We start from the raw sequence: 26,485 nt of genomic DNA, 5'->3' as shown, positions 1-26,485 counted from the left end.
TTCCTCACTGTCAATGAGACTGTCAACGGGCTTAAGCTCCGCACAGGCTAGACCGGCAGGCGCCGCCGTGTCATAGAAAACCATCGACATATATGCGCATTGCTATGCGCTGCTCTTTTCAAGACTGAAACCGCGTGATTGACTGAGTGCACATCCCTGACAGTTAATTCATAGTGCCCTTCGAGGAGTCCCCCATGCCGAAGCTGAGCCAGCGCGCTGCCAATGTCCCCGATTCTGGTATTCGCGCGGTCTTCGAACTCGCCGCAAAGATGGACAACGTCATCGACTTGTCTGTCGGCGAACCCAGCCTGCCGGTGTCTGAGCACGTGAAGAAGGCCGGTGCTGATGCCTGGCTGCGCGACGACCTGAGCTACACCGCCAACCAGGGCATTGACGAACTGCGCGAAACTCTTGCCCAGAAGCTGCGCACCTACAACGGCTACACAGTAGACCCCGATCAGATCAACGTCGCGGCCGGCGGTTCGCAGGCTCTCAACGTGACGATGAGCATGGCGCTCGACCCGGGTGACGAAATCCTCGTTCCAGACCCCGGCTACGCCACGTTCTTCATGACTCCGATGCTCATGAGTGCCACACCGGTGGCCTACCAACTGGAGCCCGAAGACGGGTTCCTGCCGCGCATTGACGTGCTCGAGGGCCTCGTGACCGAGAAGACGAAGGCGATTCTCATCAACAGCCCGTCCAACCCTCTGGGCACTGTCATCCCGCCTGCACTCATTGAGCAGATCATGGACTTCGCCAAGCGCTACGATCTGTGGGTCATCAGCGATGAGGTCTACGAGCACATTCTGTTCGAAGACGCGCAGGTGCCCTTCACCTCGCCGGCAGTGTTCGACACCGACGGCCGCGTGATGTCGGTGTACTCGCTGTCGAAGAGCTACGCGCTCACGGGTGCCCGCCTGGGCTACCTGGTGCTGCCCAAGGGCCTCGACGTGCGCTTTGCCGCGGTCCAGGAAGCCAATGCCAGCTGTGTCAACACGCCGTCGCAGTACGCTGCGATTGCCGCGGTGGCAGGCCCGCAGGACGATCTCGAAGCCGCGCGCGACCACTACACCGAGAACCGGCGTGCCGCTCTCGAAGTGCTTGATGAGCTCGGCCTCGAATATGTCAACCCCGCCGGCGGCTTCTACCTGTTCGTCAACGTCAGCCACGACTCCGCCGGCGATGTCGGCGCGTGGGCGCAGAACTTCCTGCGGGAGCACCGTGTGGCGGTCGCTCCGGGCACCGCGTTCGGCAGCTTCGGCGAAGGCTGGGTGCGCGTCTGCTTTGCCGGCGACCGCGACGCTCTCGTGGAGGGCCTGCGCCGCTTCCCGGCGAAGACAGCCTGAATCCCAGGCGGGTCTGCTCCCCCGACCCCAGACGGAAGAAGCACGAGGTGCCGCTCACCTAAGCGGCACCTCGTGCTTTTTATGGGAGCTTCCGAAACACTCAGCCGCGGAAGTACGTCAGCTGGTGAGTTGAGACCAGCAGATTCCCCGCGGAGCTGAAGAGGCGGGCGCTCTGGTCTGCTGTTCCCCCGCCAAAGCGCTGTGCGCGGCCCTGGCACAGCAGATATTCGCCCGCGGATGCGTAATCTTCCGGTGTGCCCAGGAAGTACGTGGTCAGCGAGATCGTAGCGGCTGGGTGTGGTTTTCCGGTGCGCAGAAAAATGCGCGGGAAGAAGGAATCCGCAGCACTGGCCAGAGCGACAGCATCCCAGTGACGGCTGGGGGCGTGGCGCAGCCAGTAGACGGACTCTGAATCCCCGTGCTCGCGGCCGAGCTCATAGGCACCGTGGGCAAAGCGGAACTCGTAGTTATTCAGCCAGCGCAGATCAGCCAGGGGCGGAGTCACTTCACACTCTTCCGGGCCCGGCACCTGCGGCAAACGCGCTTCCTGATGCGCAAAGGTGTCGCGTTCAGATGTGAAGACAACGCTGCCGGTGACCGGTGTGCTCTCCCCCTGCGTGATCCGCACGTTCCAGTGCTGGTTCGACTTGTTCGTCCGCACCAGTTCCAGGTGAATGTCGAACTCGCCGTATTCCACCGGCAGCGTGTAGTTGAGGGTTTGGGCTGCGGCGCCGCCCTGAGCGGCGGGGTGCTGCTGGACTGCGGCCAGCAGCTGCGCGGCGGTGATCCCGCCGAAGGGGCCGACCATGTTGTTGTACGCGGGGTGGGTTGCCGCCCGCAGCACACCACCGGAGTCGTCAGAGCGGATGACGGTGAAACGGATCGCTTCGTCCAGCGGGTGCGTCATTTCCGCTCGCTCAAATCAGCCATCAGAACGTACGTGCCCTCACCGAAGCCCACATCGGTGAAGCCCAGCCGGCCGAAGAGCTCCTGTGCTTCGTTCGCTTCGGCTACCGCAGCGCTGACGGCCTTCGCTCCGGACATGCGGGCAAGGGACAGCGCTCCTCCCAGCAGCTGCGTGCCCAGGCCTTTGCCCTGGTGCTCCTCGGCAACGGCAACGTAGACCTGCGGAATGCCCTCACCGACAAAGCCCAGCGCTGCCGGACCGTCGTCTTTCAGCCACGCCGCGCCGACAGCCTGGCCGGAAACACTGGCAATGAGTCCCTGATCACAGTCAGCGGGCGCGCCGGGAACCAGGTCCGCAAACGGACGCAGCTGCTGCTGGCTGCCGGGTTCGAGAGGTGTGATGTCCATACCACTCACTGTAGCTTCTCCGCGCGGATGATCCACTTGTCTGAGCCCATTCGCGCACCCAGGCCAATTGCGCGCAGGGCCATGAAGCCGATGGCAAAGCACGCCCACAGCGCCACAATGCTCGGCCACACGGACTCGACTGCGGCGGTGAGAATCGCGAACCCGTAACAGGCGCCGACCTGGGCCAGTGCGAGATAGCGGGCGTCCTCAGCACCCATGAGAATGCCGTCAATCGTGAAGACATAGCCTGCCAGCGGCAAGCTGACGGCCAGGACGAGAACGAGCTTTAAGGTGATGCCGATGACTTCCGGGTCTGATGTGAAGAAACGGCCAATCCACGGCGACATCGCCGCCAGGAGCAGGCCGACGATACAGCCGAAGCCCACTCCCCACATCGCCAGGCGGCGGTTGACGGCGCGCACCATCGCTCGGTCGCCGCGGCCTATCTGCAGACCGACGAGTGCCTGTCCAGCAATCGCCAGCGAATCGAGCACGAGGGCGAGGCAAGTGAAAAGCGTCAGGGTAATCTGCAGGGCGGCGAGTTCGGCTGTGCCTCCGTAGGCTGCCAGGCTGACCAGGGTGATGAGCGCCAACCGCAGTGCGGCATTGCGCAGCAGCAGCCATCCGGAGGTGCGAGCGGCCAGCAGCACTCCCACCCAGTCAGGCTTCAGACTGGCCTTGTAGCGAACTGCAGCACGAACCGCGATGATGACGTACACGATGCACATGAGCCCGTGGGCTGTCACAGTGCCCAGGGCTGAACCCTCAATCCCCATGCCGAGCCCGTAGATGAAAAGAGCATTGAGCGCGATATTGATTCCGAAGCCGCAGGCAGCCACTATCAGCGGCGTGCGCGTATCCTGCAGGCCGCGCAGAAGGCCCGTGGCCGCAATGACTACGAGCATGCAGGGAAGCCCCCACCACGAAATCGTCAGATAGGAGACAGCGCCGGGCACCGCCACGGCAGGCAGACCGAAGGCCACAACGATTGTCTCGAGAAAGGGCAGGCCCACTGCCAGAAGGATCACCGAAGTGACAAGCGCCAACCACATACCGTCGAACCCGGCCGAGACGGCACCTCGCGTGTCACCGCGACCCAGCCTGCGCGCCACCCGCGGGGTCGTGGCGTAGGCAAGGAAGATCATCAGACCCAGCACGGTCTGGAGAACAGTGCTTGCAACTGCAAGACCGCCCAGGGCAACCTCACCCAGGTGACCCACCATGGCGGTATCGGCGAGCAGAAAGACAGGTTCCGCGGCAAGCGCACCGAGCGCGGGAAGGGCCAGCCGGAGAATCTCGCGATTGAGAGTGGCAGACGGTTGTGACATCGCCGAAAGTCTACCCCCGTGCAAAGCTGTGCTGGTCTTCCGAGAGGCTTATGACCTCCCGGAAGACCAGCGTGTGCGAGCTTGCGTCACTGTGCGCTGTCGGAGGCCTCAGCGGCCTCGGCTGCGCTGCGGCGAACTTCGCGGCGCAGAATCTTGCCGCTGGCGTTCTTCGGCACTTCGTCGATGAAAGTCACCGTGTGGGGAGCTTTGTAGGCTGCCAGGCGCTCTCGGCAGAACTCGATGAGCTCTTCCTCAGTCGCCTGCTCACCGGCTTTGAGGCTGACGAAAGCAGCTACGGTTTCACCGCGGTAGTCATCAGGCGCTCCGACCACCGCGGCTTCCATCACCGCCGGGTGCCGGTACAGCACGTCTTCGACTTCGCGCGGCCAGACCTTGTAGCCGGAGCTGTTGATCATGTCTTTCACTCGGTCGATGATGAACAGCCAACCGTCCTCATCCATATAGCCGACGTCCCCGGTGCGCAGTTCACCACCGGGAATGTTTGCAGCTGTCGCTTCGGGGTTGTTGAGGTAGGACCGGGCGATGATAGGCCCGCTCACACAGATTTCTCCCACCTCACCGGGGCCGACTTCCTGACCGTCAAGGTCGATGATCCGATAGAACGTAGAAGCCAGCGGCAGTCCCGCCGACACGGTTCCGGTTTTCTCGTCGACGGGTGCTCGCATGCCCTGCGGCACAACAGCCGACTGTCCCGAAGTTTCCGTCAGACCGTAGCCCTGGCCGATGTAATGCCCCGTGCGCTCCTCAAACCTGTCGACGAGCGCTTCGGGCACGGGCGCGCCTCCGGAGTTGATCGCCGTGAAGCTGTCGAACTCGGTTCCCGTGAACTGAGGGTGAGCCAAAAGAGCGAGGAACGCTGTTGCCGGGCCGGCCATGGCGTGCGGTTTTTCTTCGCGCAGCATATGCAGCACCGAAGTCGGTTCGAACCGGTAGTTCATCACCAGTTTGCTGGCACACGCCACCGCGGCGAGCATCTGGGTGACAAAGCCCGTGATGTGAAACACCGGTGCCAGGGTGAAGTATGAGTGTTCCGGCCCGTAGTCGTTCTGGACCCGGGCCATCTGCGCATTGTGGGCGATGCCCACGTGCAGAATCTCAGCGCCTTTGGAGCGTCCGGAGGTCCCTGATGTGTAGCCGATCATGGCGGGATCGCTCGGACCGACCGGAGGCTGTGCTGGGACACTGTCTGTGTTTCCGCTTTGGAGGGCAGAGTTTATGGCACTGAGGAAGTCTGTCTGCCCAGTTTCCGTGTTCTCCAGAAGCGGTGCGATGACAGCGGGAACTTCGCCGGGAATGAAGTCGTCTTCGCTGACGGTGAAGATCTGCGGGATGTGCTGGGCCCAGCTGCTGACCCTGTCATTCCATGCGTGGGCGGAGGCGACGATTGCGCTGGGCTGCGAATCACTGAAGATGTGTTCGAGTTCTCCCCTGTACATGGGGTTCAGCGGGACGACCTGTCCGCCGAGCTTCCACGCGGCGAACACAGCAATCGGGAAGGCGGGCACGTTCTGCAGGTACAGTGCCAGCCTGTCTCCGGCGCCGAATCCGCCATCAGCGAGCACCTGGGCGAAAGCACGCGCGTATGCGTCGAACTCGCGGTAGGTGATGGTCGTGCCCCAATAGCGGATAGCGGGACCATCAGGGTTGGTGCGCACCGCTTCGTCAAGCAGATGAAGCATCGTGGTGTCGGGGATCGTTCGGCCATAGCCTTCGTGCTGTGCCCCTGTTTTCAGCCAGGGACGGTCGTCGAACCAGCTCATGGTTGTCCTTTCACGTCGTTGTGAATCACGGTGTGTGCAAAGAGCCTTCGCCCCAAAACAATATGACATGCGGGGCGACTTTGTAAGGGCTCTGCCTGAACTTCCAGACCCAACCTGAGACCGTGGTGCCTCTGCCCTCGTTCTGGCAGTGGTCTGAAAGCAGATGCACCGCCAGCTTGTGCCCCAAATGCGTGTGGGAGCCCGGCCGGGCTCCCACACGCTGCAGTCAGTTCAATTCGGTTCAGGCAACTTCGAAAAGTCCAGCGGCTCCCATACCGCCGCCCACACACATGGTGACGACAACGTAGTTGACCCCGCGGCGCTTGCCTTCCAACAGTGCATGGCCTGTGAGGCGAGCACCGGACATTCCGTAGGGGTGGCCAACGGAGATCGCCCCGCCATTGACGTTGAACTTCTCAGGGTCGATGCCCAAGCGATCGCGGCAGTACAGCGCCTGCACCGCGAAGGCTTCGTTGAGCTCCCACAGGCCGATGTCGTCCACTGTCAAGCCGTGTTGCTTCAGCAGCTTGGGCACTGCGTAGATAGGTCCGATGCCCATTTCGTCGGGGTCGAGTCCGGCCACTGCGATGCCGCGGTAGACTCCGAGCGGCTCAAGGCCCCTGCGCGATGCTTCTTCACTGGACATGAGGACGGAGGCCGATGCTCCGTCGGACAGCTGTGAAGCGTTGCCTGCGGTGATCGTGGGGTTCTCGGAGTAGTCGCCCGGCGGCAGGACCGGGTTCAGACCAGCCAGGCCCTCCAGGGTGGTGGACGGCCTGTTGCCCTCATCGTGTTCCAGCACGGTCTCAACCTCGGAGATTTCCTTGGTCTCTCTGTCCTGGACGAGCTTGACGGAGGGCAGTGGGACGATTTCTTCGTCAAAGCGTCCTGCGTCCTGAGCCGCGGCTGTGCGCATCTGCGATTGGAGCGAGTATTCGTCCTGCTCTTCGCGTGACACCCCGTAGCGGGCTGCAACCACCTCGGCGGTTTTCAGCATCGGCATGTAGAGGTCCGGCTGGTTCTCGGCAAACCAGGGGTCGCGGGATCGGTACTGGTCGGCGAAGTGTTCGTTCTGCACCAGCGAAATCGACTCGACTCCCCCGCCCACGGCGATGTTGAAGCCGTCGACGATGATCTGCTTGGCCGCTGTGGCAATCGCCATGAGGCCCGATGCACACTGCCGGTCGATCGTCATGCCCGATACCGCGGTGGGAAAGCCCGCCCGAATGGCGGCCTGTCGGCCAAGGTTGGTGCTCTGAGCGCCGTGCTGGACGGCTGCGCCGAGAATCACATCGTCGACTTCGGGGCCTTCCAGCCCGGCCCGCTGGACCGCGTGCTTAATTGCGTGGCCTGCAAGCTCCTGCGGCATCGTGTTGTTGAACGCTCCCCGGTAGGCTTTGCCAATGGGTGTGCGTGCCGTCGAGACGATAACTGCGTCTGTCATGTGTCCTCCTGTGTGGGGTGTCGTTCGGCCTATAGCTCAGCCGCGGGGTCCGCCTGCTACGTAGAGCACCTGACCGGATACGAAGCCGCTGGCTTCCGAAGCGAAGAACGCCGCGGCGTTCGCAATGTCGTCGGGCACCCCGCCGCGCCCCACCGGGATGGCGCTGACGGCCCGTTCGACAAAGGAATCGAAGTCCATGCCCACGCGCTCGGCGGTGGCTTTCGTCATATCGGTCTGAATGAACCCAGGAGCAATAGCATTGGCGGTTACCCCGAACTTGCCCAGTTCGATTGCGTAGGTTTTCGTCAGCCCTTGCACCCCAGCCTTCGCCGCAGCGTAGTTCGACTGGCCGCGGTTGCCCAGGGCCGACGTTGAGCTCAGCGATATGATGCGGCCGAACTTTTCCGCCACCATGTATTCCTGGCACGCCTTCGTCATGAGGAAGTTGCCTTCAAGGTGCACGGCGAGCACTTTCTGGAAGTCGCTCAGCGGCATTTTGAACAGCAGATTGTCCAAAATGATGCCGGCGTTGTTCACGAGCACCGTCGGCGGGCCCAGTTCATCAGCGGTTTTCTTCACGGCCGCCTGCACCTGTGCTTCATCCGACACATCGGCACCGATGCCGATGGCCTCTCCCCCTGCTGCAGTGATCGCTTCGACCGTTTCGCGTGTGTCTTCTCCTTTCAGATCGAAGACCGCGACTTTGAGACCGTCGGCAGCGAGTCGTTTTGCGGTTGCCGCGCCGATTCCGCGGGCTGCTCCTGTGACGATTGCCGTGCGTGCCATGGAATAACCTCCTGGGGTTCTGCGTCTTTGCTGAAAACCTGGTTCGCTTCCTTTTCTATCGCCCTGTCAGAAGTTTCCGCAAGAGGTGACCGGGGTGCGCCTCAGCGCTTTTTGCGCTTTTCGCGGATCCGCATGGAGATTTCAATCGGGGTGCCCTCGAAGTCGAAGACCTCCCGCAGTCGCCGCTCAATGAACCGGCGGTAGCCCGGATCGAGGAAGCCGGTGGTGAACAGCACGAACTTCGGCGGCCTGCTGCCGGCCTGAGTGCCGAACAGGATGCGCGGCTGTTTTCCGCCCCGCAGCGGGTGCGGGTTGGCCGCAGCCAGCTCCGCAAGAAACGCGTTGAGCTTGCCAGTGGGAATGCGGTTCTCCCAGCTTTCCAGTGCTGTTTCCATGGCCGGGACAAGGCGTTCGACGTGACGGCCGGATTCGGCGGAGATGTTGACGCGCGGGGCCCAGCTGATATGGCCGAATTCGCGTTCGATTTCGCGCTCCAGGTCCCACCTGCGCTCGTCATCCAGCAGATCCCACTTGTTGAACGCTAGGACAAGACCGCGCCCGGCATCGATGACATTGCGGATGATCTTCATGTCCTGGTCTGAGATCACTTCGCTGGCTTCCAGAAGGACAACTGCGACTTCGGAGCGCTCAAGCGCTGTCTGTGTACGCAGCGAAGCGTAGAATTCAGATCCGCTCGCGTTCTTTGAGCGTTTGCGGATGCCCGCGGTGTCGATGAAGCGCCACTGCCGTCCGCCGAGCTCGACCAGTTCGTCGACGGGGTCACGTGTGGTGCCGGCTTCGTTGTCGACGACAACGCGCTTGTGGCCGACGATCTTGTTCAGCAGCGAAGATTTTCCTACGTTGGGCCGACCGACGAGCGCCACGCGCCGCGGGCCTCCTCGCTCCATGGCCTGATCGATCTGCGACTGCTCAGGCAGAACACTGAGCACTTCGTCGAGCAGGTCGGCAACGCCGTTGCCGTGCATGGCGGAAATGGGATGCGGCTCCCCCATTCCCAGCGACCACAGCTCGGCCGCACCGAGCAGGTCTTTGTCACTGTCAACCTTGTTCGCGGCCAGCAGCACGGGCTTCTTGGTGCGGCGCAGCATGCGCACAATGTGTTCGTCGGTTGCAGTCACCCCGGTTCGAACGTCGACGACGAGCACAACTGCATCGGCAAGTTCGACAGCTGCTTCAGCCTGTTCGGCAATGCGTAAAGCAATTCCCTTGGAGTCGATGTCCCAACCGCCGGTGTCGACGATTGTCAGTCTGCGTCCGGCCCACTGAGCGGGATAGCTCACGCGGTCGCGTGTCACACCGGGAACGTCCTCGACAACAGCTTCGCGGCGCCCGAGAATGCGGTTGACGAACGATGACTTGCCCACATTCGGACGGCCGACGATCGCCAGCACCGGGGCTGGGCCGTCGTTTTGGTCATCCTCGTCAGAACCCGCCCCGTAGGTGTTGAGAAGATCAGCGTCTTCGTCTTCGAGATCGTATTCCTGCAGTCCGGCCAGCAGCGATTCAGCGCGCTTCTGCGCGTCGTCATCGCTGATTTCGCTGATTCTGCGGGCAAAATCGTCGTCGTGGGTTCCGGTGTACTCCTCAGCCACGCGCGGCCTCCACCAGGTCGAGAACCGCCTGCACGGATGCCTCGAAATCGATGTCTGAGGTGTCGAGCGTGTGCACGCCGTCCGCTGCGGAGAGGAAACTGGTCGTCTTCGAGTCCTTCTTGTCACGGCCGATGACGTTCTCAGCGGTCGCCTTCATGCTGGCTTCGTCAACACTGCCGTGCAGCTGCTGGGTGCGTCGGGCAATCCGGACTTCGTCGCGGGCCGTCATGAGGATGCGCACTTCCGCGTCCGGAGCGACGACCGTTGTGATGTCGCGGCCCTCAACGACGATGCCGGGTCCAGCTGCTCGGATGATCTCGCGCTGCTTTTCGATCAGTTCGGCCCTGGCGTCTGGCACAGCCGAGACGATCGTGGCGTTGGAAGTCACTTCGTCGGTGCGGATTTCCTCCGTCACGTCGATTCCGTCCACTTCGATGTAGCAGTTCTTCGGGTCCGTCGAGATCTCGAGGTCGCAGCCGCGGATCTGCTCGACGACATCACCGGGCTCTTGCACACCCCGGTTGAGGCACAGCCACACCACGGCGCGGTACATGGCGCCGGTGTCGAGGTAGCCGAAGCCCAGACGCGCGGCAGATTCGCGCGAAACGCTCGATTTGCCGACTCCGCTGGGCCCGTCGATCGCAACTGTGGTCATGGTGTTCCTTCGTGTTCGAGTGCAGCTTCGGGCAGGCGCCAACCGCGCTTCCGCAGGCCGCTGATCAGGTCGATTTCGCTTGCAGGCAGGACTGAAACGTCAACGGAGCCCAGTTTAACGCCCGTGGCGTGGTCCATCCGCATGTCTTCGATGTTGACGCCGAGTTCGCCGATGTCCGCAAACAGGCGCGCCAGGGCACCCGGGGTGTCGTCGACGACGACCGTGACGACGGAGTATCGGGTAGGTGCGGAACCGTGTTTGCCGGGAATCCTGTCTCGTCCCTCATTGCCTGCCGCGAGTGCTCCGGCGAGCGCGGCATAGGCGCCGGGCCCCAGATCGAGGGCACTGATGACGGCGTCGAGGTCGTCGCGCAGGCCTTCGAGGACCGTGCGGATTTCGGCCGCGTTGCCGGACAGGATCTGGGTCCACAGCCCGGGGTCGGATTCGGCAATCCGCGTGGTGTCGCGCAGGCCCTGCCCGGCCAGTGCGATTCCGTCAGCGGGCATGTCGCGCAGCTGGGCCGCCAGGAGAGAGGCGACAACCTGGGGGGCGTGGGAGACTCTGGCGACCGAGGAGTCGTGAAAATCCGGGTCGAGGTGGATGACAGCCGCTCCGACCGCCTCGGCTAGGTCGGTGATGTGGCCCAGGCGCTCTTTCGGGGTGTCTTCGTCAGAGCACACCACCCAGGGGCTTGCGCTGAAGAGGTCACCGCGCGCGGCGATTGCCCCGGACTTTTCGCGTCCGGCCATGGGGTGGGAGCCGATGTACCGGTCGAGTTCGCGTTCGCGGGCCTGTTCGCGCACCTTCGTGAGGATGGCTCCCTTGACGGAGGCCACGTCGGTCACGGTTGCCTCCGGCCACGTGCGCAGTGCTTTTACAATGATGTCGGCGCACACGTCCGGCGGGGCGGCAACAACGACGACGTCAGGATCGGCGGGGTTTTCGCGGGTTCCCGCACCCATGTCGGCGGCCAGGTTGACCGCGGTGGGCGACAGGTCTTCCAGCGTCACCCTGTGCCCCGCGTTGGTCAGGGCGAGCCCGAGGGATGTGCCCAGAAGCCCGGTCCCGATGATGTGGACTTTCACATCTTCACCGCTTCGAAGAGCGCGCCGATCTCGTCTGGACGCAGCGAGCGGACTTTGCCCTGCCGCTGCTCTGCCAGTTCAATGGGTCCGAATTTCGTGCGGACCAGTCGAATGACGGGATTGCCGACGGCTTCCATCATGCGTCGAACAATGCGGTTGCGGCCTTCGTGCAGAACGATTTCGACAAGCGAAACGCCCTGCGTGGTTTCGATCAGCTTGAAGCTGTCAGCGTGGGCCAGCCCGTCGTCAAGTTCGATCCCGTCGCGCAGGCGGGCGCTGACGTCCTTGGCGATTGTGCCGCGCACCTGCGCCAGGTAGGTCTTCGGGATTTCGTAGGATGGGTGCGATAGGCGGTTGGAGAGTTCGCCGTCGTTGGTCAGCAGCAGCAGGCCCTCGGTTTCGTAGTCCAACCTGCCCACGTGGAACAGCCTTTCGGGGCGGTCCCCCACGTAGTCGTCGAGGTTCTTCCGGCCCTCGGGGTCGCCCATGGACGACACGACTTTCCGGGGCTTGTTGAAGGCGAGGTACACCTTGTCGGTGTGGGTCGTGATCGGCATTGCGTCGACTTCGACGCGCTGTTTTTCCGGGTCGATGCGGGTGCCGAGTTCGCGCACCTGCGTGCCGTCAACCGACACGCGGCCGTCGACGATCAGCTGTTCACACGAGCGGCGCGAACCGAGGCCGGCATCGGCGAGCACTTTCTGCAGGCGCACGCCGTCGCTTGCGTGCACGTCGCGCGACGGCTGGTGGCGTTCAGCGCGTTTCCGGCGCGTGGGCCGCTTTGAGGGGTGGCCGGGAAGTCGGGAGTCTCTCGTGCTCATGCCCTCCATTGTCGCAGAGGCCGCACAGGAGGTTCCCGGCGAGGCCCCGCCGCTTCGCGTCAGTCGTCGGCGGGAACGTCTTCGGGCAGATACGGGGCGATGTCCGGCAGCTGGTCGAGGCTGTCGATGCCCATTGACTCAAGGAACACCTGCGATGTCACATACTGCCGTGCTCCCCCGGCGTGGTCACCGTCGACTTCCACGATGAGCCCGCGCATCATCAGGGTGCGCACAACCCCGTCGACGTTGACTCCGCGGATGGCGGAAATGCGTGCGCGGGTGACCGGCTGGGCGTAGGCGACAACGGCGAGGGTTTCCAGAGCCGCCTGCGACATCTTCGATGACTGGCCGCGCACGAGGAAGTCCTTGACGTTGCCGAACTGTTCTTCGCGCGAGCTGATGCGCCAGCCGCCGTTGGCGGCCCGCAGCTGAAAGCCGCGGCGGACCGAACCGTCCAAACCGTCGTAGTCGGCGGCCAGATCCGCAAGTGCGTTCTCGACTGAGTCCCGATCGATTCCGAGCCCCTGGGCGAGGTCGTCCGCCGTGAGCGGTTCGGCAGACACCATGAGCACCGCTTCGAGAGCTTCGTACCAGTCTTCGCGCATGTCAGTCCTCCCTGTCCTGCTCCGAGTCCTGCTCTGATTCGCCCAGGTTCGCGCTGCGCAGCTCATCACCTGAGACCACCGGAATAACGGTCAGCGGTCCCAACGGGGTGTCCTGCTGAAGATCGCACAGGTGGGCTTTGAAGAGTTCGAGCAGCGCGAGGAAGCGGGCAACCACGATGAGCGTCGTTTCGGCGTCTGTCGCCAGTTCGGCGAATTCGATCGGCCCGCGGCTGGCCAGCTCACCCAGGATCACGGAGCGCTGTTCGGCAACGCTGACATGCTCGAGGTGGAGGTGGTCGACCGCCACGGTCGGCGGTGTGTGGTCACGGCTGATGGCGGTGGCGTAGAGGGCTGCGATGACTTCCGGGGTTGCCGTGAACTCGAGAGGCGGAAGAATGTCGCGGAACTTCTCTTCAAGTTCGGGTGTGCGCGGAATCCGCATGCCCGCTGCGGTCATCTGCTCGCGAAACAGCAGGGACACCTGTTTGTAGGCACGGTACTGCAGCAACCGGGCGAACAGGAGGTCGCGGGCTTCGAGCAGTTCGAGGTCGAGCTCATCTTCCACCTGGCCCTGCGGCAGCAGACGGGCTGTTTTGAGATCGAGCAGGGTGGACGCCACCACAAGGAAACTCGACAGCTGTTCAAGACCGGCAGTGGTTGATGCGTGGTCCGCGTCGCGCAGCTGGGCGGTGAAGGCGAGAAATTCGTCGGTCACCTCGGCCAGGGCGATGTCGGTGATGTCCAGGCGTCGTTTGGCAATGAGGTCCAGCAGAACGTCGAAAGGGCCTGTGAAGATGTCGAGTTCAACTGTGAACCCGCCCTCTGCGGCGTCCGCAGCATCCGCAGAGTCTGTGACTTCTGCGGAATCGGGGGTGTCGATCGTGTCGATCAGGGTGCGCCCCCGCGGGCGATGAGTTCGCGAGCAAGTGCTCGGTACGCCTCGGCACCGCGGTGGGAGGAGGCGAACGATGTGATGGGCTCTGCCGCGACGGAAGCGTCGGGGAATTTCACGGTCCTGTTGATCACGGTTTCAAAGACCTTGTCGCCGAAGGCTTCGACCACGCGCTCGACAACTTCGCGCGAATGCAGGGTGCGGGGGGCGAACATGGTGGCCAGAATGCCGTCGATTTCGAGTGCAGGGTTGATTCGGGCCTGCACCTTTTCGATGGATTCGACCAACAGCGCAACACCGCGCAGCGCAAAGAACTCGGTTTCCAGGGGGATGATGACCCCGTGTGCTGCAGACAGTGCATTGACGGTGAGCAGACCCAGTGACGGCTGGCAGTCGATCAGAACGACGTCATATTCCGGGGCGAGCTTCTGCAGCGAGCGGTCAAGTGCGCGTTCACGTCCGACTTCGCCGACCAGCTGCACTTCCGCGGCAGAAAGGTCGATGTTGGCAGGCAGCACATCGATGCGCTCGATGTCGGTGCTGTGGACGACATCGTGCGGATCCACACCATCATTCATGAGCAGACTGTAGACGCTCTGCTCAACACTGTGCGGATTGATGCCGAGCCCAACGGAGAGCGCTCCCTGCGGATCGAAGTCCACCAGCAGCACGCGCCTTCCGTATTCGGCCAGCGCCGCCCCCAGGTTGATTGATGTGGTGGTTTTTCCGACGCCGCCCTTTTGGTTGACGATCGCGATGATCCGCGCGGGGCCGTGCTGCTCAATGGGCGGTGGGACTGGAAAATCAGTCAGCGGACGACCAGTGGGCCCCATTCCAGGGTTGTCGATGCCGATTTCCTGCTGGGTGTCCGTGTCCACACCACTCACCTTTCTCTGTGCGGCTGTTCTTCTAGCCTACCGCGCTCTGGGATGGGCCGATGCAAATACTTCACGCAGGGACTGTACCGTGACCTTGGTGTAGATCTGCGTGGTGGAGACCGAAGCGTGGCCCAGCAGCTCTTGCACGGCGCGGATATCAGCTCCGCCTTCCAGAAGGTGTGTTGCGCACGAATGCCTCAGGCTGTGGGCGGTCACACCGGAAAGCCCGGCGGCCTCAGCCGCAGCGCGCACAGCCGCCCACGCGGACTGGCGGGTCAGCCTTCCGCCCCTTTGGTTGATGAACACGGCTGCGGTGTTTCCCCTGCTGAAAGCGGTCCGCCCGCGCGTGAGCCATGCGCCGAGAGCGTCAGCGGCGTGGCTGCCCAACGGCACGATCCTCTCTTTGCTGCCCTTGCCGTACAGGCGCACCGCGCCTCCGTCGAGGTCGATGTCGTCAATGTCAACGCCGACGGCTTCGCTGATTCGCGCTCCGGTTGCGTACAGCATCTCCAGGAGAGCACGTGCGCGCAGACTCACCGGGTCCTCCCCCGCGGTCTGGGCGATCATCGTCTCGACTTCAAAGACAGTCAGCGCCTTCGGAAGACGGGTGATGTCCTTTGGCAGCTGCACATCGACAGTCGGGTCGATCCTGCCGGCGGCCTCGGCGGCATAGAAGGCGTGAAATCTGCGCAGCGCGGATAGGGCCCGGGCCCGTGAAGATGGGGCCGCTCCCCTTTCGGCGAGCACTTCCGAATACCTGCGCACCACCTCGGCATCGACCCGAGAGAAGTCATTGAGCCCCTCGTCCTGGAGGAACCGCAGATAGTCGGCCAGGTCGCGAGCGTAGCCGTCAATCGTGTTCTGGGCCAGCCCGCGCTCCAGGCGCAGCATGGTGAGGTATTCCGCTGTGGGCTGTCGCAGCCCACGCGGTGTCTCCTCCGGGAGCAGCTGGGCTCCTCGCCTGGCCATATCAGCCGTGCAGGTGTCGGTACGCAGGCCAAGCGCAGTCAGCCGGCCGCAGACCCGCCCAGTCGTCACTGCGCGAAGCGTGGGCGTGCAGGATGGCCAGCTGGGCGGTGGCGTTGCCGATCCGGCCCTCCCGAACAGCCGCGAAGGCCTCGTCCAGCGGTGTCCAGCGCAGTACAAGCCCGGCTTCTTCGCCTTCTCGAACAAAGTCCGAGGCGCTCTCGGCCAGGTCTCGGGCCAGATAGATCCGCAGAACTTCGCTCAGCCCGCCGGGTGAACTGAGCTGGTCGGCAAGAACGGCCCATGAGCGCGCCTGCAGATCTGCTTCTTCGCCCAATTCGCGCTGTGCTGCCAGCAGCGGATCTTCGCCTTGGACGTCGAGCAGACCCGCCGGAATCTCCCAATCGCGCTGGCGAATGGGATGGCGGTACTGCTGGATGAGGAGGATCCGGTCTTCGTCATCGACTGCAGCAATGCCGACGGCACCCGTGTGGTCAACGAAATCACGGGTTAGACCGGCGGCTTCGGGAAGGTCGACGGTTTCGCGGCACACATTCCACACAGCACCGCGAAAGACGACTTCGCGGGCGTAAGCCGGATAGTCGACCGGCTGATCTGCCAGCTGCGGCTGATCAGGCATTGATGTTCTCGGCGTAGGCGTAGAGTTCCAGCAGAGTTTGGGTCAGGTGATCGCGGTTGCCGCTGCGTACGCGTTCGCGAAGCACAAAGCCTCCGCTGATCCGAGCTGCGGGGCTGCCCGCGTAGGCCGCAATCGCCCTGCCGATTTCTTCTGCCGTGTTCGCAACCGCTGCCTGCGGACCGTAGGCCCTGGCCAGACGCTCATTGCCGACTACGATGGTGGCTCTGCCGACGTTCATGACATCATCTGAATCCAGGCCTGTCATACGGGCCGAAGTGATGACGATGTCGGCGGCATTGACGATGTTGACGGCATCCGACGGTGCAGCGACCGTCACATAGTCCAAAGCGTGCGAGAGCTTTTCCAGGTGTGAGCGCACTCTGCCACGACCAGTGAATACAACCCTCCAGCGGCGATCTGACTGGGTTTTTCCGAGGGCTACGACCGCTTCGACCACTTCCGTGAGCTCTGCCGTGTCCTTCGCTTCAATCGGCACGGCGATGACCATGCGGCCGTCATCGGCGGACAGTCTGCGGCGCATCTTCTCAGCTGAAACACTGGGCCGCGGGAAGCCGTCATCATCGGTGCGCACAAGCTGCGCGCGTTGGACGACCGCGACGTCGTCTTCGTAGTCGGCGACAACCCGTTCGGTGGTGCCGAGCACCGCGGTTGCGGTGCGGGCGACGATCGAGTGCTGTGCACCGAACACGGAATCGTCTTCGTCCCGGCCGATCGTCGCGATGATCGGCGGGTGCATCCGAGTGGGCAAACCGGTCAGGCCGAGGCCGGCAAGCACCGCGGCGTGGCGACCGTGCGCGTGGACGATATCGATGTGCCGGTAGTTTTTGTGCAGGCGAAACGCCGATCTTCCAGTCGACAGGTCGAAAGGCCCGGGGCCCGACGGGATCTCAATGTGCCGCAGCTGCGAATGCTGGGCGCTCAGACCCTGAAAGACTTCGGGCCGCGAAGCAACAGCCACCCGGTATCCCCTTTCGAGTTGACCGGCGATGATGGTCGCTGCAGTGTCGGCGATAGGCGAAGACGCCTCGGTCAGAACATGCAGAATGCGCTTCTGCGGGGCCAGCGTGTCGCTCACGTGTAACTCCTTCTTGCCTTCCAAGACTACTTCTTCATACCGGGGTACAGTTCTTCGGCGCGCTGCCCGAAGCCGTATGCGGCCGGTTTGCCGCCGTCGATGAGGTCTGCCGTCGCCAATACCGTAATCACAGCCCCCGCGTTGGTTTCAATGCCGTCGACAGTTGTTCCGGAGCGATCGCCGCGAAGCTTGTATACAAGGCCGCCGGTGCCCAGCGGTCCAGCCACGACAAGCGGCAGAGTGCCCTGGATTTCCCGCAGGGCCTCGACGTAAGCGCTGCTGTCGTCAGCTGGTTGAGCGGATTCGCCCTGGCCCTGCTGCTGCACCGCGGTTGTTTCACCTGCCACGAATATGAAGGCGTCGGCCTTGCCGGGCTTGCCGCCGACCATCCGGCCGTGGTCGCGCAGGACCTTCAGAACAGCTTCAGCGTCCTCTTCTGACAGCGATCCGGCTTTGCTGCCAGCACTCCACACCTCGGTCAGTGCACTGGCGACTGCTCGCGGAGGTTCCTGGGGATCTTTGTCCACGTGCGCACGGAGTTCTTCAACCAGCTCGCCCTGTGGGTCCTCTGGGGAGAATGTCGTCTTGGTGAGGGTGCCGCCTTCAACAACATTCGCTCCGGCTGCGGTCAGCTGCTGCTGAAGTCCGCGAACATCAGCGCTGGCGGCCTCTTCGGCGCGGATGACCGAAACCGTACGATCACGCAGTTTGTCGTCGATGAGGCTCGGCGCGTTCGCTTCCACAAAGTCGTTGAGACTGCGGGTTTCTGCCCGGCTCTTGTCCAGGTCGCCGCGAAGATTGTCGCGGTCTTCGCGCAGCGCCTGCACTTGGCCCTGGAGGGACTGGCCGATGGGCGCCTTGAGGGGGCCTGCGCCCAACACGATTCCAACGGCGAGCGCCAGGAAAACCGAAAACAGGGAAACCAGGTGGTAGCGGAAGTCAATCACGGATTTTCAGCCTTGGATAAAGGGAGCTATGCGAGTGTGGAGAGCGGCTTCAGTCTGTGCGCCCCAGCCTCCGAAGAAGCCGAGAACGCCGTCGAACTGAGCGGCGATGAGTTCCAGCAGCAGCCGACCGGACTCGGTGGCTGCCAGCGCTGCGGCCAGTGCCAGCAGACCGGCCAGCGCGAGCACCAGCAGCTGCCAGGATCTGGCGCGCTGCCGGTACAGCAGCGACACGCCCTTGGCGTCGACTACGCGTGATCCGAGGATCATGCGGACCACGTAGGCAGACGGCTGGCTTTCAGCGCCCGCGTGGGCATATTCGATGACAGTGGGTGAGCCCACTGCCACGATGAGCGGCGCACCGAGAGCATCCGCCAGCAGCAGGCCCGCGTCTTCGTTGGTGCCGGCTGTTTTCAGAACGTCGTAGTGCAGGCCCTCTTTTTCCAGCCGCTGGATGCCTTCGGCCGGACGGCCCGGGCTGTGGTGGGCAATGAGCACAGCACCTGACAGAAGCGGTGAATCGCCGACAGCATCGAGATTGCCGATGATGATGTCGGGACGGTGACCGGCTTCGAGAAGGGCGTCGGCCCCTGCGTCAACCCCAATGAGCAGCGGGCGGTACTCCCGGATGTAGGACTTGAGCATTGCCAGGTCCTCTTTGTAGTTGTATCCGGCAGATACGACCAGCGCTTGGCGTTTGAACATCGACCTGGGAATGTCCGGCAGGTCCAGCGCGCTGAACAGGAGGTCGGAGTGCGCGTGGACGAAGGTCGCCATGTCATCGACAAGGTCGGCAATGATTCCGCCGTGTCCTTTTTCAACAGTTTCTGCAGTGTCCACAGGGCTATTCTTTCACGCTGTCGAACGAGGATTTTTCCTGCGCGGCAATTGCCAGCAGCTCGTCAGCGTGTTCGCGTGCCGAATCAGATTCGGCCAGACCCGACAGCATGCGCGCAAGTTCGTGTTCACGTTCTTCCCGGCTGAGAACCGAAACACCGGAGACAACGCCTTCGCCCGCATCGTCTTTGGACACCGTGACGTGATTGTCAGCCCACGCGGCGACCTGGGCCAGGTGGGTGACGACGATGACCTGCGAGTGTCGGGCCAGCTGCGCCAAGCGGCGGCCGATCTCGATGGCAGCACGGCCTCCGACACCGGCGTCGACCTCGTCGAACACGAAGGTCGGGAAGGTGATGCTGCGGGCCATGACCACCTCAATGGCGAGCATGACGCGAGACAGTTCACCGCCGGAGGCGAGCTTGCCGATTTCACCGGGCACAGTAGACGAATGGGCCGCAAACAGAAGTGACACGGAGTCACAGCCGTGGACCGCCGGTTCGGCTTCTTCGATTGCGAAGGTGATTGAGGCTTTCGGCATGGACAGCGCCGCGAGTTCAGCGCCGACGGCCTGCGAGAACTCTTCTGCCGCCTTTGTCCTCTGCTCGGTCAGCCGGGTGCCCTTGTCAAGCATGTCTGTTCGTGCCGCTTCGACCTGGGCGTCCATTGTGGCAAGGCTCTCACCGGCTTCGCGCAGGCGCAGAAGTTCAGCGCCGGCTTGTGTCTCAAAAGCCAGCACCGCCGAGGTGTCCTCACCGTAGGCGGACAGGGAGCCGAGATCTGCACGCCGCTGTTCGATGTCTTCGAGCGACCTGTCCCCGAGCTCGTCAAAGCCGGCCAAGTACTCGCTCAGTCGTGCCGCCCTGTCTGACAGCTGCAGGCCCAGATCGGTCAGCGCCGAGGCGTGTTCTGTGAGCGTGTCGTCCGAGGCGGCTGCCTGGCTGAGCTGCGCGGCTGCCGCATTGACCTGGTCGACGGCGTTCGCGGTGTCGTCCCAGTCGGCTCCGGTGAGGCAGGCCTGTGCTGAAGCGACCGCGGTTTTCAATTCGTGTGCCGAGGCCAGGCGGTTGGCAAGAGCTGTCAGTTCGACGTCTTCGCCTTCCAACGGGCGGACTTCCTCGATCTTCTCCAGCGCGGCTTCCAGGAACTCGATTCGCTGCTCCCTTTCGGTCGCAGTGTCTGTCAGTTCGGCATGTTCTTCTTTCAGCGATGTCCACGTGGCGTACGCTGCGGCGTAGTCCTGACGCGCCCGGGCAAGTTTCTGCCCGCCGAAGCTGTCAAGCAGTTCGCGCTGCCGGGTGCGGCTGCGCAGAGTCATCTGTTCTGACTGTCCGTGCATAGACACGAGCTCACGACCGACATCCGACAGCAGACCGGCTGGCACGGTGCGTCCTCCCGCGGTGGCCCGGGCACGGCCTGAAGCGGGGATGGTGCGGGTGACGATGAGTTCACCCTCGGCTTCGCCGCCGGCGTCTTCGACGCGTTCGGCAACATCGGGCTGACCTGTGATGTCGAAGATTCCCTCGACAACAGCACGGTCTTCTCCGGCTCGGACTACGTGGCTGCCGCTGCGTGCGCCCAGCAGAAGGTCAAGCGCGGTGACAAACATCGTCTTCCCGGCCCCGGTTTCTCCGGTGACGACTGTCAACCCTGGCGAGAGTTCCACCTCGGCTGTTTTTATGACTCCGAGATTCTCTATGCGCAGAACCTCAATCATCGCGCACCCCCGGTCCGCGCCAGCCAGCCACCGGCAGCTGGAATTTGGCGACCAGGCGGTCGGTGAAAACACCTTTGTTCAGGCGGGCCAGAGGTACTGGAACAGCTGAGCGGCGAGCCTCAACGCGGGCTCCTTCGGGCAGGTCGAAGCGGAAGCGCCCGTCACAGAACAGAACTGCTCGCGTACCGGGTGTCACAGGCTGGAACTCGACACCCAGTGTCGAGGACGGGGACACCACCAGCGGAGTGGAGAACAGCGCGTGCGCCGAGATCGGCACCATGAGGAGCGCCTCGACGTCCGGCCAGATGATCGGCCCTCCGGCGGAGAATGCGTAGGCCGTTGAACCGGTCGGAGTGCCCATGATGACGCCATCACAGCCGAAGGTCGACACGGGGCGGCTGTCTACGCCGACAACCACTTCGATCATCGAAGCACCGCGGTCTTTTTCCACCGTTGCCTCGTTCAGCGCCCAGTCTTCGTGAATCAGTTCATCACCGAGGGTGACGGTGATGTCGAGGCTCATGCGCTGCTCGACGACGTAGTCGCGGGCGATGGCAGCTTCGACAGTGTCATGGAGGTCTTTGCGCTCGGCTTCTGCGAGGAAGCCCACGTGCCCCAGGTTGATGCCCATGATCGGCACACCGGTGCCGTGGAAGTGCGAGGCCGCGCGCAGAATCGTGCCGTCCCCGCCGAGAACCATGACGAGTTCGGGGCCGGTCTCGGAGTCGAGTTCAGCGAAATCGCTGAGGACTTCAATACCCGACAGATCAAGATCCCCGTACGATGACAGGCTGGCGTATTCGCGGTGTGCGATGACCGGTGTGATTCCGCGATCTATCAGGCTCGCGCAGACCGTCTGCGCGGCAGCGCGGGCACTCCGGCGGTGCGGATGCACTACAACGACGATTCTTCGATTCACCGAGCCTCCTCGCCACCCAAACTATCAGCCCGCCTGTCCTTTCGCTCTGTGTGTGCGGGCACGGTCAGCGGGTGGTGGGCTCCCGCACGGACGTGGGCAGCCAGGCGTTCGCGGCTGAGCTTCTGCCCCGCCGAGGCGGATGGCAGGGGCCGCTGTGTCTGCCCCGTGTGCGCCCACAGGAAGTATTCGATGTTGCCGGTCGGACCCGGTAGCGAAGACTGGACGATTCCGCACAGCTGTCCTCCGAGCTTCTCAACGTGTTCGGCAACGGAGCACACCGCCTCAGCGCGAGCCTGCGGGTCGGTGACCACGCCGTGCTTGTCCAAGGCGCTGCGCCCGGCTTCGAACTGCGGTTTGACCATCAGCACAAGATCGCCTTCGGTGTTCTCCAGCAGCGGCTGCGCAATGAGCGTCAGCGAAATGAACGACACGTCCGCAACCGTCATCTGCATTTTCCTGCCGCCCAGCCATTCGCCGGTGAGGTTGCGCAGATTGTGCTCTTCAAGACTCGTCACCGCCGGGCTGCTGCGAAGACCCGGGTCAAGCTGAGCCGTGCCGACGTCGACCGCCCACACGTGCTCGGCACCTCGTGACAGCAGAACCTGGGTGAAGCCGCCGGTGGAGGCTCCGGCGTCCAGGCAGTTCAGCCCGCTCGGACTGAGTGCAAAGGCATCGAGGGCACCGATGAGCTTATGAGCGGAACGAGCCACCCAGGGGTCGGCTCTGTCCACGGTGATGTCGGCGGTGTCGCTCACAGTGGCCGAGGGCTTTGTGGCAGTCTGGCCGTCAACGGCAACCCGGCCGGCCCGGATTTCGCGCTGTGCTCTGTTGCGGGAGCGGACGAGGCCGCGCCGCACGAGCGCAGCATCAAGGCGCAGCGTCATGATGAGCGCGCATCGAGAATCGTTTCGATGCGATCCGTCAGGGCTTCTGCGGCTTTGACCGCTTCCGGTGTGTCGGCGCTGAGAACGGCTTCGAGCGCGGCGTGCAGTGAATCCGCTTCACTGCTCGGGGCCGGCGGCGGCTGTGGGCTGGCTCCCCTGTCGGGCCGCTGTGTTTCTGGGCTGCTCATACAAAGCGCTCCGGCAGGGTTCCGGCGTCCAACGGGCGGTCCAGGTGCGCTGACAGGGCTAGCGCAGCCGCAACCGCATGATTGTCAGGCCCGGAGTGGGTGATTCGACTGTTTTCGCAGCGCACGCGAGCTGCACCGCACTGTGCGGCGTCCGCGTCACATCGGACAGTCGGAGTGTCTTCGACGGCGGCGCGGACCGTGGCAATGGAAGAGGCGATCACATCCGGCTGCTGCGCCGGCGGCAGGGCAAGTGCAGAGTGGACGGAGTCGACTCCGGTGAGCACGAGAGCTGTCTGCATAGCGGCGGCTTTGCCCGCGGCAATGTCGGTGGCGATCTGGTCGCCGACCATAACGGCCCCGCTCATGTTCTGAGCCCGTGCCGCCAGTGTGAGCATGGTGGCTTCGGGCTTGCCGTACACCTCTGGGACGATTCCCGTGCATTCCTGAACAATCCGAACGAAGGAGCCGTTGCCGGGAAAGAATCCGGTTTCCTTGGGCATGCGCAGGTCCGGGTTAGTCGCGCAGAATCGCGCTCCGGCTCGAACCGCGGCAATTGCGCAGCACAGGTCGATGTTCCCCACATTCGCGGCAAGCCCCTGGAGGACGGCATCAACCTGCTGTCGCCGACTGTCGAGTTCATCGATGAGCTCAGCGGTGGGCCGAACCGGTTTGAGACCAGCCTGCTCCACACACTGGGCGAGGAACTCACTGCCGACGATCAGCACGCGAGAACCCGCAGCCAGTTCCTCTGAGAGGCACTGAGCACCCGCAACAGCGGATGTCATGACCTGGCGGTCGTCGATGTCGACGCCGAAGCTCCGAATGTGCTTGGCCATAGCGCTGTTTGAACGCGAAGCGTTGTTCGTGACGAAGCCGACGGGCCCGCGTGAAGCGAGATCGCGAAGTGCCGCACCGGCGCCGGGAACTTCTGCCCGGCCGGTGTAGACAACACCGTCGAGATCGAAAAGCCAACCTGTCACGGCTGAAACATGGGAGGCGTGTCTCCCGACTCCGGTTTGATGTGGCCGCTCTGCTGGCCCTGTCCTTCTTCAGATGTTTCGGATTCGGTGTCCCGCTGTGGCTTGGCCGAGTCGATATCAGCCATGATTTCGGCCATTTCCTCGTTGATTTCATCTTCGAGGGTGTTGCCTTCGGCTACTGGCACGGGGCCACTTTCAGCACCCGGGACGTCGCCCTTGTTGTCAGCATCTGCCGATTCTGTCGTCGCCGATTCAGCATCGACGGAATCGGGCTCGTCAGCTCCCTGCACCTCCGAGTCTGTTGGCGCATCTTCTGCGGATTCGCTTTCCGCAGACTCAGCTTGCGCCGGTGCGCTTTCTTCGGTCTGGGCGTCCTCAGCGGGTTCGTCCTCGAGTTCTTCCTCGATGACGATGATGTCGACTTCCTCCGAAGCGTCCGTCAGGCCCGTGCGTTCGGCAGTGACCTGCGCGAGCTTGTCGTATTTGTCGGCGGTCTCAGACTCACCGCTGACGCGCAGCAGGTCGGCGTAGGCCTGCAGCAGGCGGATTGCGCTTGCCGGTTTGTGTCCCGTGAATCCGACGCTTTCGATGGTTTTCCGCGCTTCTTCCAGTTTGCCCAGATCAGAGTGGGCACCTGCGGCAACGATTGCCAGTTCCAGCCAAATGTCTTTGCTGACAGCGCTGCGGTCAGCAGCCGCGAACATGTCGATGGCTTTCTGCGGTCTGCCGCGGCCTCGTTCGGCATCGGCAATGACTGCCAGGTTGTCGTGGGAGCCGGTGATCCGGCTGTGCGTGCGCAGTTCGCGGGCGGCTTCGTCATACAGCCCCTTGTGATAGGCGACGAGGCCGAGTGCTTCACGGGCCGCACCGATTCGGCCGGCGCTTCTTGAAGCCGCTTTTGCGTGTTCGTATGCCTGGTCCAGGTCAGTGTCGAGAAGGAAACCGGCAGCGACTATGTGCTTGGCGGTTCGCTCGGCGTTTTCAGCACTCAGACCCCGAAGTTCGCTCTTGACGTGTCCGGGGAGTTCTTTTCCTGTGATGCCTTCGGGGATGGGCGGAGCGCTGAAGTGGGGCCGATCGTCGCGTTTTTTCGGGCGGTGATCAGCGCGGCCGTTGTCTTTGAAGCGCGGTTTGCCGTCCCACTTCTTACGGCGGTCACCATCACGGCGCTGGCCATCCCAAGAACGCCCGTTACGGCGACGCTCACCGTTCCACTTCTTGGAACGCTCACCATCGCGGCGTTCGCCTTCCCAGGAACGCCCGTCACGGCGGCTGCTCTTGCCTTGCGTTCCAGAGTCGCGGCGCTGAAAGCGGCTGCTGCGGTCCGGACGGCGGCTGCCGCGCTGCCCGTCGTGTGATGATGATGAATTCGCCACTGCTCTCCCCTATTGAAATCTGCAGGCTACAGTCTATCGCGAAGATAATTCAGGCCCGGCCGGCCGCTGATGGGCGGCGGGTGTTCAAATGCTCCGCGAATTCCCGCACGATTTCGGCCGCGCTCTGTTCTCTGCATTCAGCCCATCCGGTTCCAGCCCAGAGGTTTTGCCATGCGGGATCATCGCCCGCAGCCTTTTTCACTGTGCCGACCATGGCGTTCACTTGCGGGTAGCCGACAACAGCATCGGCGTCGAAGCGGTCAATGAACTCATTGCGCAGGCCTCTGGCTGGACGGCCGGAAAAGGCCCGCGTTCGGACTGTTTCTGTATACAGGCCCTCTAGAAGCGCCCTGCGATGGCAGGACTTTGTTCCGGCTTCGTGGCTTGTGAGAAAACGGGTGCCGATCTGGACTGCCTGTGCGCCGTGCTCAAGCAGTCCGGCGGCGTCCCCGGGTGTTCCCACTCCTCCAGCGGCGACAAGCGGAAGCGCTGAGCTGCTTCGGACCTCATCAAGCAAATCGGGCAAAGGCGTGCCGTTGGGCTCCGCGGACTGGTCGAACTGTCCACTGTGTCCTCCGGCGCCAGGGCCCTGAAGAATCAGAAAATCTGCCCCACACCGCTCTGCCTCCACTGCTTCATGCCTGGTGGTTGTCGTTATGCCCACAACAATGCCTGCGGACTTCAGCGCAGAAAGAATGCGAGGTTCTGGAAGTCCGAAAGTGAACGAGCAGTAAGCGGGTCGGTGACGCAACGCGATGTCAATCTTTGGGCCGAAGGCATCGTCCGTGAACCTTGGCAGCGTCGGAGTGTCAATGCCGAACTGCGTAAATGCGGGCACGAGCGCCTTTCTGTACCCTTCAATGTCTGTGTCTTCAGCCCGGTGGCTTTCTGGAGCGAACACGTTGACGCCGAATGGGCGGTCGCCCATCTCAATGATCTGCTGCTCGAACTGCTGCGGCGACGAATATCCGCCTGCCAAAAAGCCCAGCCCTCCTGCGTCGCTGACGGCCTTCACCAAGGATGGGGTTGTGGGCCCGCCTGCCATAGGAGCTTGAACAATGGGAGTTGTCAGAACTTCGAACATAGAGCCAGCCTACCGAGCAGCGCCGCGAAAGTGCCATGTAAACGGCTATCGCGAGCAGTCGGGCTGCCTGCCGCGGGCAACAACTAATCCCCTGTACCGGGTGTGCACGGCCAACAGGGGATCAGATCTTCCAGGCTCAACAGAAAACACAAAGGTAGGGAATCAATATTGAAGGCACCCTTGATGAATAGGGGTGTGGGATTTGAGGTGGTGAATGGGTGAAGGCCCCCAGGGGGTTGGGGAGCAGGTGTGTGCTCTACCCAGCCTGGGGGCCTTCACTTGTGGTGTGGTTGCGGCGGTGTC

General features: G+C 63.1%; 26 protein-coding genes. 1 reads left to right on the top strand and 25 read right to left on the bottom strand.

Annotated elements, in window-relative coordinates; translation table 11 throughout:
• Nucleotides 1-194: 194 nt before the first annotated feature.
• The gene (locus HMPREF2757_RS00150; protein WP_070572257.1) at nucleotides 195-1,349 is read left to right on the top strand and encodes a pyridoxal phosphate-dependent aminotransferase; all 1,155 of its coding nucleotides are present in this window, start codon (nucleotides 195-197) and stop codon (nucleotides 1,347-1,349) included.
• Between the two features lie 100 nt (nucleotides 1,350-1,449).
• Here HMPREF2757_RS00150 and HMPREF2757_RS00145 read toward each other — a convergent pair whose 3' ends face one another.
• The 25 genes from HMPREF2757_RS00145 to HMPREF2757_RS00025 form a co-directional block, all read right to left on the bottom strand.
• The gene (locus HMPREF2757_RS00145; protein ID WP_070572255.1) at nucleotides 1,450-2,256 is read right to left on the bottom strand and encodes an acyl-CoA thioesterase; all 807 of its coding nucleotides are present in this window, start codon (nucleotides 2,254-2,256) and stop codon (nucleotides 1,450-1,452) included.
• On the bottom strand, nucleotides 2,253-2,663 hold the full coding sequence (locus tag HMPREF2757_RS00140; RefSeq protein WP_070572253.1) for a GNAT family N-acetyltransferase: 411 nt from the start codon (nucleotides 2,661-2,663) through the stop codon (nucleotides 2,253-2,255). Before HMPREF2757_RS00140 ends, HMPREF2757_RS00145 begins: the two co-directional genes overlap by 4 nt.
• A 5-nt stretch (nucleotides 2,664-2,668) precedes the next feature.
• Nucleotides 2,669-3,991, bottom strand: a complete 1,323-nt coding sequence (locus tag HMPREF2757_RS00135) for an MATE family efflux transporter (protein WP_070572251.1) — start codon at nucleotides 3,989-3,991, stop codon at nucleotides 2,669-2,671.
• Nucleotides 3,992-4,077: 86 nt separating this feature from the next.
• Complete coding sequence (locus tag HMPREF2757_RS00130) at nucleotides 4,078-5,772, bottom strand: AMP-binding protein (protein ID WP_070572250.1); 1,695 nt, start codon at nucleotides 5,770-5,772, stop codon at nucleotides 4,078-4,080.
• A gap of 241 nt (nucleotides 5,773-6,013) precedes the next feature.
• The gene (locus HMPREF2757_RS00125) at nucleotides 6,014-7,216 is read right to left on the bottom strand and encodes an acetyl-CoA C-acyltransferase (RefSeq protein WP_070572248.1); all 1,203 of its coding nucleotides are present in this window, start codon (nucleotides 7,214-7,216) and stop codon (nucleotides 6,014-6,016) included.
• Between the two features lie 36 nt (nucleotides 7,217-7,252).
• On the bottom strand, nucleotides 7,253-8,002 hold the full coding sequence (locus tag HMPREF2757_RS00120; RefSeq protein WP_070572245.1) for an SDR family oxidoreductase: 750 nt from the start codon (nucleotides 8,000-8,002) through the stop codon (nucleotides 7,253-7,255).
• Between the two features lie 101 nt (nucleotides 8,003-8,103).
• Complete coding sequence (gene der / locus HMPREF2757_RS00115; RefSeq protein ID WP_070572242.1) at nucleotides 8,104-9,615, bottom strand: ribosome biogenesis GTPase Der; 1,512 nt, start codon at nucleotides 9,613-9,615, stop codon at nucleotides 8,104-8,106.
• Nucleotides 9,608-10,270 (bottom strand): (d)CMP kinase, encoded by a 663-nt coding sequence (gene cmk, locus HMPREF2757_RS00110; RefSeq protein ID WP_070572241.1) that lies wholly within the window; start codon nucleotides 10,268-10,270, stop codon nucleotides 9,608-9,610. Before cmk ends, der begins: the two co-directional genes overlap by 8 nt.
• Nucleotides 10,267-11,355 (bottom strand): prephenate dehydrogenase, encoded by a 1,089-nt coding sequence (locus tag HMPREF2757_RS00105; RefSeq protein WP_070572238.1) that lies wholly within the window; start codon nucleotides 11,353-11,355, stop codon nucleotides 10,267-10,269. Before HMPREF2757_RS00105 ends, cmk begins: the two co-directional genes overlap by 4 nt.
• A complete protein-coding gene (locus tag HMPREF2757_RS00100) occupies nucleotides 11,352-12,176 on the bottom strand; it encodes a pseudouridine synthase (RefSeq protein ID WP_070572236.1) in 825 nt (274 codons plus the stop codon). Before HMPREF2757_RS00100 ends, HMPREF2757_RS00105 begins: the two co-directional genes overlap by 4 nt.
• A 59-nt stretch (nucleotides 12,177-12,235) precedes the next feature.
• The gene (gene scpB / locus HMPREF2757_RS00095) at nucleotides 12,236-12,781 is read right to left on the bottom strand and encodes an SMC-Scp complex subunit ScpB (protein WP_070572233.1); all 546 of its coding nucleotides are present in this window, start codon (nucleotides 12,779-12,781) and stop codon (nucleotides 12,236-12,238) included.
• A 1-nt stretch (nucleotide 12,782) separates the two neighbouring features.
• Nucleotides 12,783-13,541 (bottom strand): segregation and condensation protein A, encoded by a 759-nt coding sequence (locus tag HMPREF2757_RS00090; RefSeq protein WP_083304008.1) that lies wholly within the window; start codon nucleotides 13,539-13,541, stop codon nucleotides 12,783-12,785.
• A gap of 128 nt (nucleotides 13,542-13,669) precedes the next feature.
• Nucleotides 13,670-14,506 carry a ParA family protein gene (locus HMPREF2757_RS00085; protein ID WP_256278247.1) on the bottom strand — a complete coding sequence of 279 codons (837 nt, stop codon included), beginning with the start codon at nucleotides 14,504-14,506 and terminating at the stop codon, nucleotides 13,670-13,672.
• A gap of 81 nt (nucleotides 14,507-14,587) precedes the next feature.
• Nucleotides 14,588-15,520, bottom strand: a complete 933-nt coding sequence (locus HMPREF2757_RS00080; protein WP_070572224.1) for a tyrosine recombinase — start codon at nucleotides 15,518-15,520, stop codon at nucleotides 14,588-14,590.
• A 1-nt stretch (nucleotide 15,521) separates the two neighbouring features.
• Complete coding sequence (locus HMPREF2757_RS00075) at nucleotides 15,522-16,157, bottom strand: NUDIX domain-containing protein (protein WP_070572222.1); 636 nt, start codon at nucleotides 16,155-16,157, stop codon at nucleotides 15,522-15,524.
• Nucleotides 16,150-17,253, bottom strand: a complete 1,104-nt coding sequence (locus HMPREF2757_RS00070) for a glycosyltransferase family protein (protein WP_141750108.1) — start codon at nucleotides 17,251-17,253, stop codon at nucleotides 16,150-16,152. The genes HMPREF2757_RS00075 and HMPREF2757_RS00070 overlap by 8 nt, the downstream gene beginning before the upstream one ends.
• 26 nt (nucleotides 17,254-17,279) lie before the next feature.
• Nucleotides 17,280-18,200 (bottom strand): copper transporter, encoded by a 921-nt coding sequence (locus HMPREF2757_RS00065; protein WP_070572217.1) that lies wholly within the window; start codon nucleotides 18,198-18,200, stop codon nucleotides 17,280-17,282.
• Between the two features lie 6 nt (nucleotides 18,201-18,206).
• Nucleotides 18,207-19,037 carry a putative cytokinetic ring protein SteA gene (gene steA, locus HMPREF2757_RS00060; RefSeq protein ID WP_070572214.1) on the bottom strand — a complete coding sequence of 277 codons (831 nt, stop codon included), beginning with the start codon at nucleotides 19,035-19,037 and terminating at the stop codon, nucleotides 18,207-18,209.
• Between the two features lie 4 nt (nucleotides 19,038-19,041).
• On the bottom strand, nucleotides 19,042-20,751 hold the full coding sequence (gene recN / locus HMPREF2757_RS00055; protein WP_070572211.1) for a DNA repair protein RecN: 1,710 nt from the start codon (nucleotides 20,749-20,751) through the stop codon (nucleotides 19,042-19,044).
• Complete coding sequence (locus HMPREF2757_RS00050) at nucleotides 20,744-21,670, bottom strand: NAD kinase (protein WP_070572208.1); 927 nt, start codon at nucleotides 21,668-21,670, stop codon at nucleotides 20,744-20,746. Before HMPREF2757_RS00050 ends, recN begins: the two co-directional genes overlap by 8 nt.
• Nucleotides 21,667-22,554 (bottom strand): TlyA family RNA methyltransferase, encoded by an 888-nt coding sequence (locus tag HMPREF2757_RS00045; RefSeq protein WP_070572205.1) that lies wholly within the window; start codon nucleotides 22,552-22,554, stop codon nucleotides 21,667-21,669. Before HMPREF2757_RS00045 ends, HMPREF2757_RS00050 begins: the two co-directional genes overlap by 4 nt.
• The gene (locus HMPREF2757_RS00040) at nucleotides 22,551-22,742 is read right to left on the bottom strand and encodes a hypothetical protein (RefSeq protein ID WP_070572202.1); all 192 of its coding nucleotides are present in this window, start codon (nucleotides 22,740-22,742) and stop codon (nucleotides 22,551-22,553) included. Before HMPREF2757_RS00040 ends, HMPREF2757_RS00045 begins: the two co-directional genes overlap by 4 nt.
• Nucleotides 22,739-23,722 (bottom strand): HAD-IIA family hydrolase, encoded by a 984-nt coding sequence (locus tag HMPREF2757_RS00035; protein ID WP_070572199.1) that lies wholly within the window; start codon nucleotides 23,720-23,722, stop codon nucleotides 22,739-22,741. Before HMPREF2757_RS00035 ends, HMPREF2757_RS00040 begins: the two co-directional genes overlap by 4 nt.
• On the bottom strand, nucleotides 23,719-25,098 hold the full coding sequence (locus tag HMPREF2757_RS00030) for a tetratricopeptide repeat protein (protein ID WP_070572196.1): 1,380 nt from the start codon (nucleotides 25,096-25,098) through the stop codon (nucleotides 23,719-23,721). Before HMPREF2757_RS00030 ends, HMPREF2757_RS00035 begins: the two co-directional genes overlap by 4 nt.
• Nucleotides 25,099-25,147: 49 nt before the next feature.
• Entirely contained in the window at nucleotides 25,148-26,182 is a 1,035-nt protein-coding gene (locus HMPREF2757_RS00025) for a nitronate monooxygenase (protein WP_070572193.1), read from the bottom strand.
• Nucleotides 26,183-26,485 lie beyond the last annotated feature (303 nt).

Origin of the sequence: Brevibacterium sp. HMSC063G07, from assembly GCF_001810665.1 — a bacterium.
Classification (GTDB): domain Bacteria; phylum Actinomycetota; class Actinomycetes; order Actinomycetales; family Brevibacteriaceae; genus Brevibacterium.
The sequence above is the reverse complement of the archived record's forward strand: the minus strand, read 5'-3'. Positions and strand labels throughout refer to the sequence as shown.

Bases quoted from the DNA above. Each gene is read 5' to 3' on its own strand.
- HMPREF2757_RS00075 (WP_070572222.1), bottom strand. From the start codon at position 16,157: ATGCCTGATCAGCCGCAGCTGGCAGATCAGCCGGTCGACTATCCGGCT.
- HMPREF2757_RS00085 (WP_256278247.1), bottom strand. From the start codon at position 14,506: ATGGGGCCCACTGGTCGTCCGCTGACTGATTTTCCAGTCCCACCGCCC.
- cmk (WP_070572241.1), bottom strand. From the start codon at position 10,270: ATGACCACAGTTGCGATCGACGGGCCCAGCGGAGTCGGCAAATCGAGC.
- HMPREF2757_RS00130 (WP_070572250.1), bottom strand. From the start codon at position 5,772: ATGAGCTGGTTCGACGACCGTCCCTGGCTGAAAACAGGGGCACAGCAC.
- HMPREF2757_RS00145 (WP_070572255.1), bottom strand. From the start codon at position 2,256: ATGACGCACCCGCTGGACGAAGCGATCCGTTTCACCGTCATCCGCTCT.
- recN (WP_070572211.1), bottom strand. From the start codon at position 20,751: ATGATTGAGGTTCTGCGCATAGAGAATCTCGGAGTCATAAAAACAGCC.
- HMPREF2757_RS00040 (WP_070572202.1), bottom strand. From the start codon at position 22,742: ATGAGCAGCCCAGAAACACAGCGGCCCGACAGGGGAGCCAGCCCACAG.
- HMPREF2757_RS00080 (WP_070572224.1), bottom strand. From the start codon at position 15,520: ATGGCCAGGCGAGGAGCCCAGCTGCTCCCGGAGGAGACACCGCGTGGG.
- HMPREF2757_RS00140 (WP_070572253.1), bottom strand. From the start codon at position 2,663: ATGGACATCACACCTCTCGAACCCGGCAGCCAGCAGCAGCTGCGTCCG.
- HMPREF2757_RS00150 (WP_070572257.1), top strand. From the start codon at position 195: ATGCCGAAGCTGAGCCAGCGCGCTGCCAATGTCCCCGATTCTGGTATT.
- HMPREF2757_RS00025 (WP_070572193.1), bottom strand. From the start codon at position 26,182: ATGTTCGAAGTTCTGACAACTCCCATTGTTCAAGCTCCTATGGCAGGC.
- HMPREF2757_RS00120 (WP_070572245.1), bottom strand. From the start codon at position 8,002: ATGGCACGCACGGCAATCGTCACAGGAGCAGCCCGCGGAATCGGCGCG.
- HMPREF2757_RS00125 (WP_070572248.1), bottom strand. From the start codon at position 7,216: ATGACAGACGCAGTTATCGTCTCGACGGCACGCACACCCATTGGCAAA.
- HMPREF2757_RS00135 (WP_070572251.1), bottom strand. From the start codon at position 3,991: ATGTCACAACCGTCTGCCACTCTCAATCGCGAGATTCTCCGGCTGGCC.
- HMPREF2757_RS00045 (WP_070572205.1), bottom strand. From the start codon at position 22,554: ATGACGCTGCGCCTTGATGCTGCGCTCGTGCGGCGCGGCCTCGTCCGC.
- scpB (WP_070572233.1), bottom strand. From the start codon at position 12,781: ATGCGCGAAGACTGGTACGAAGCTCTCGAAGCGGTGCTCATGGTGTCT.
- HMPREF2757_RS00100 (WP_070572236.1), bottom strand. From the start codon at position 12,176: ATGAGCACGAGAGACTCCCGACTTCCCGGCCACCCCTCAAAGCGGCCC.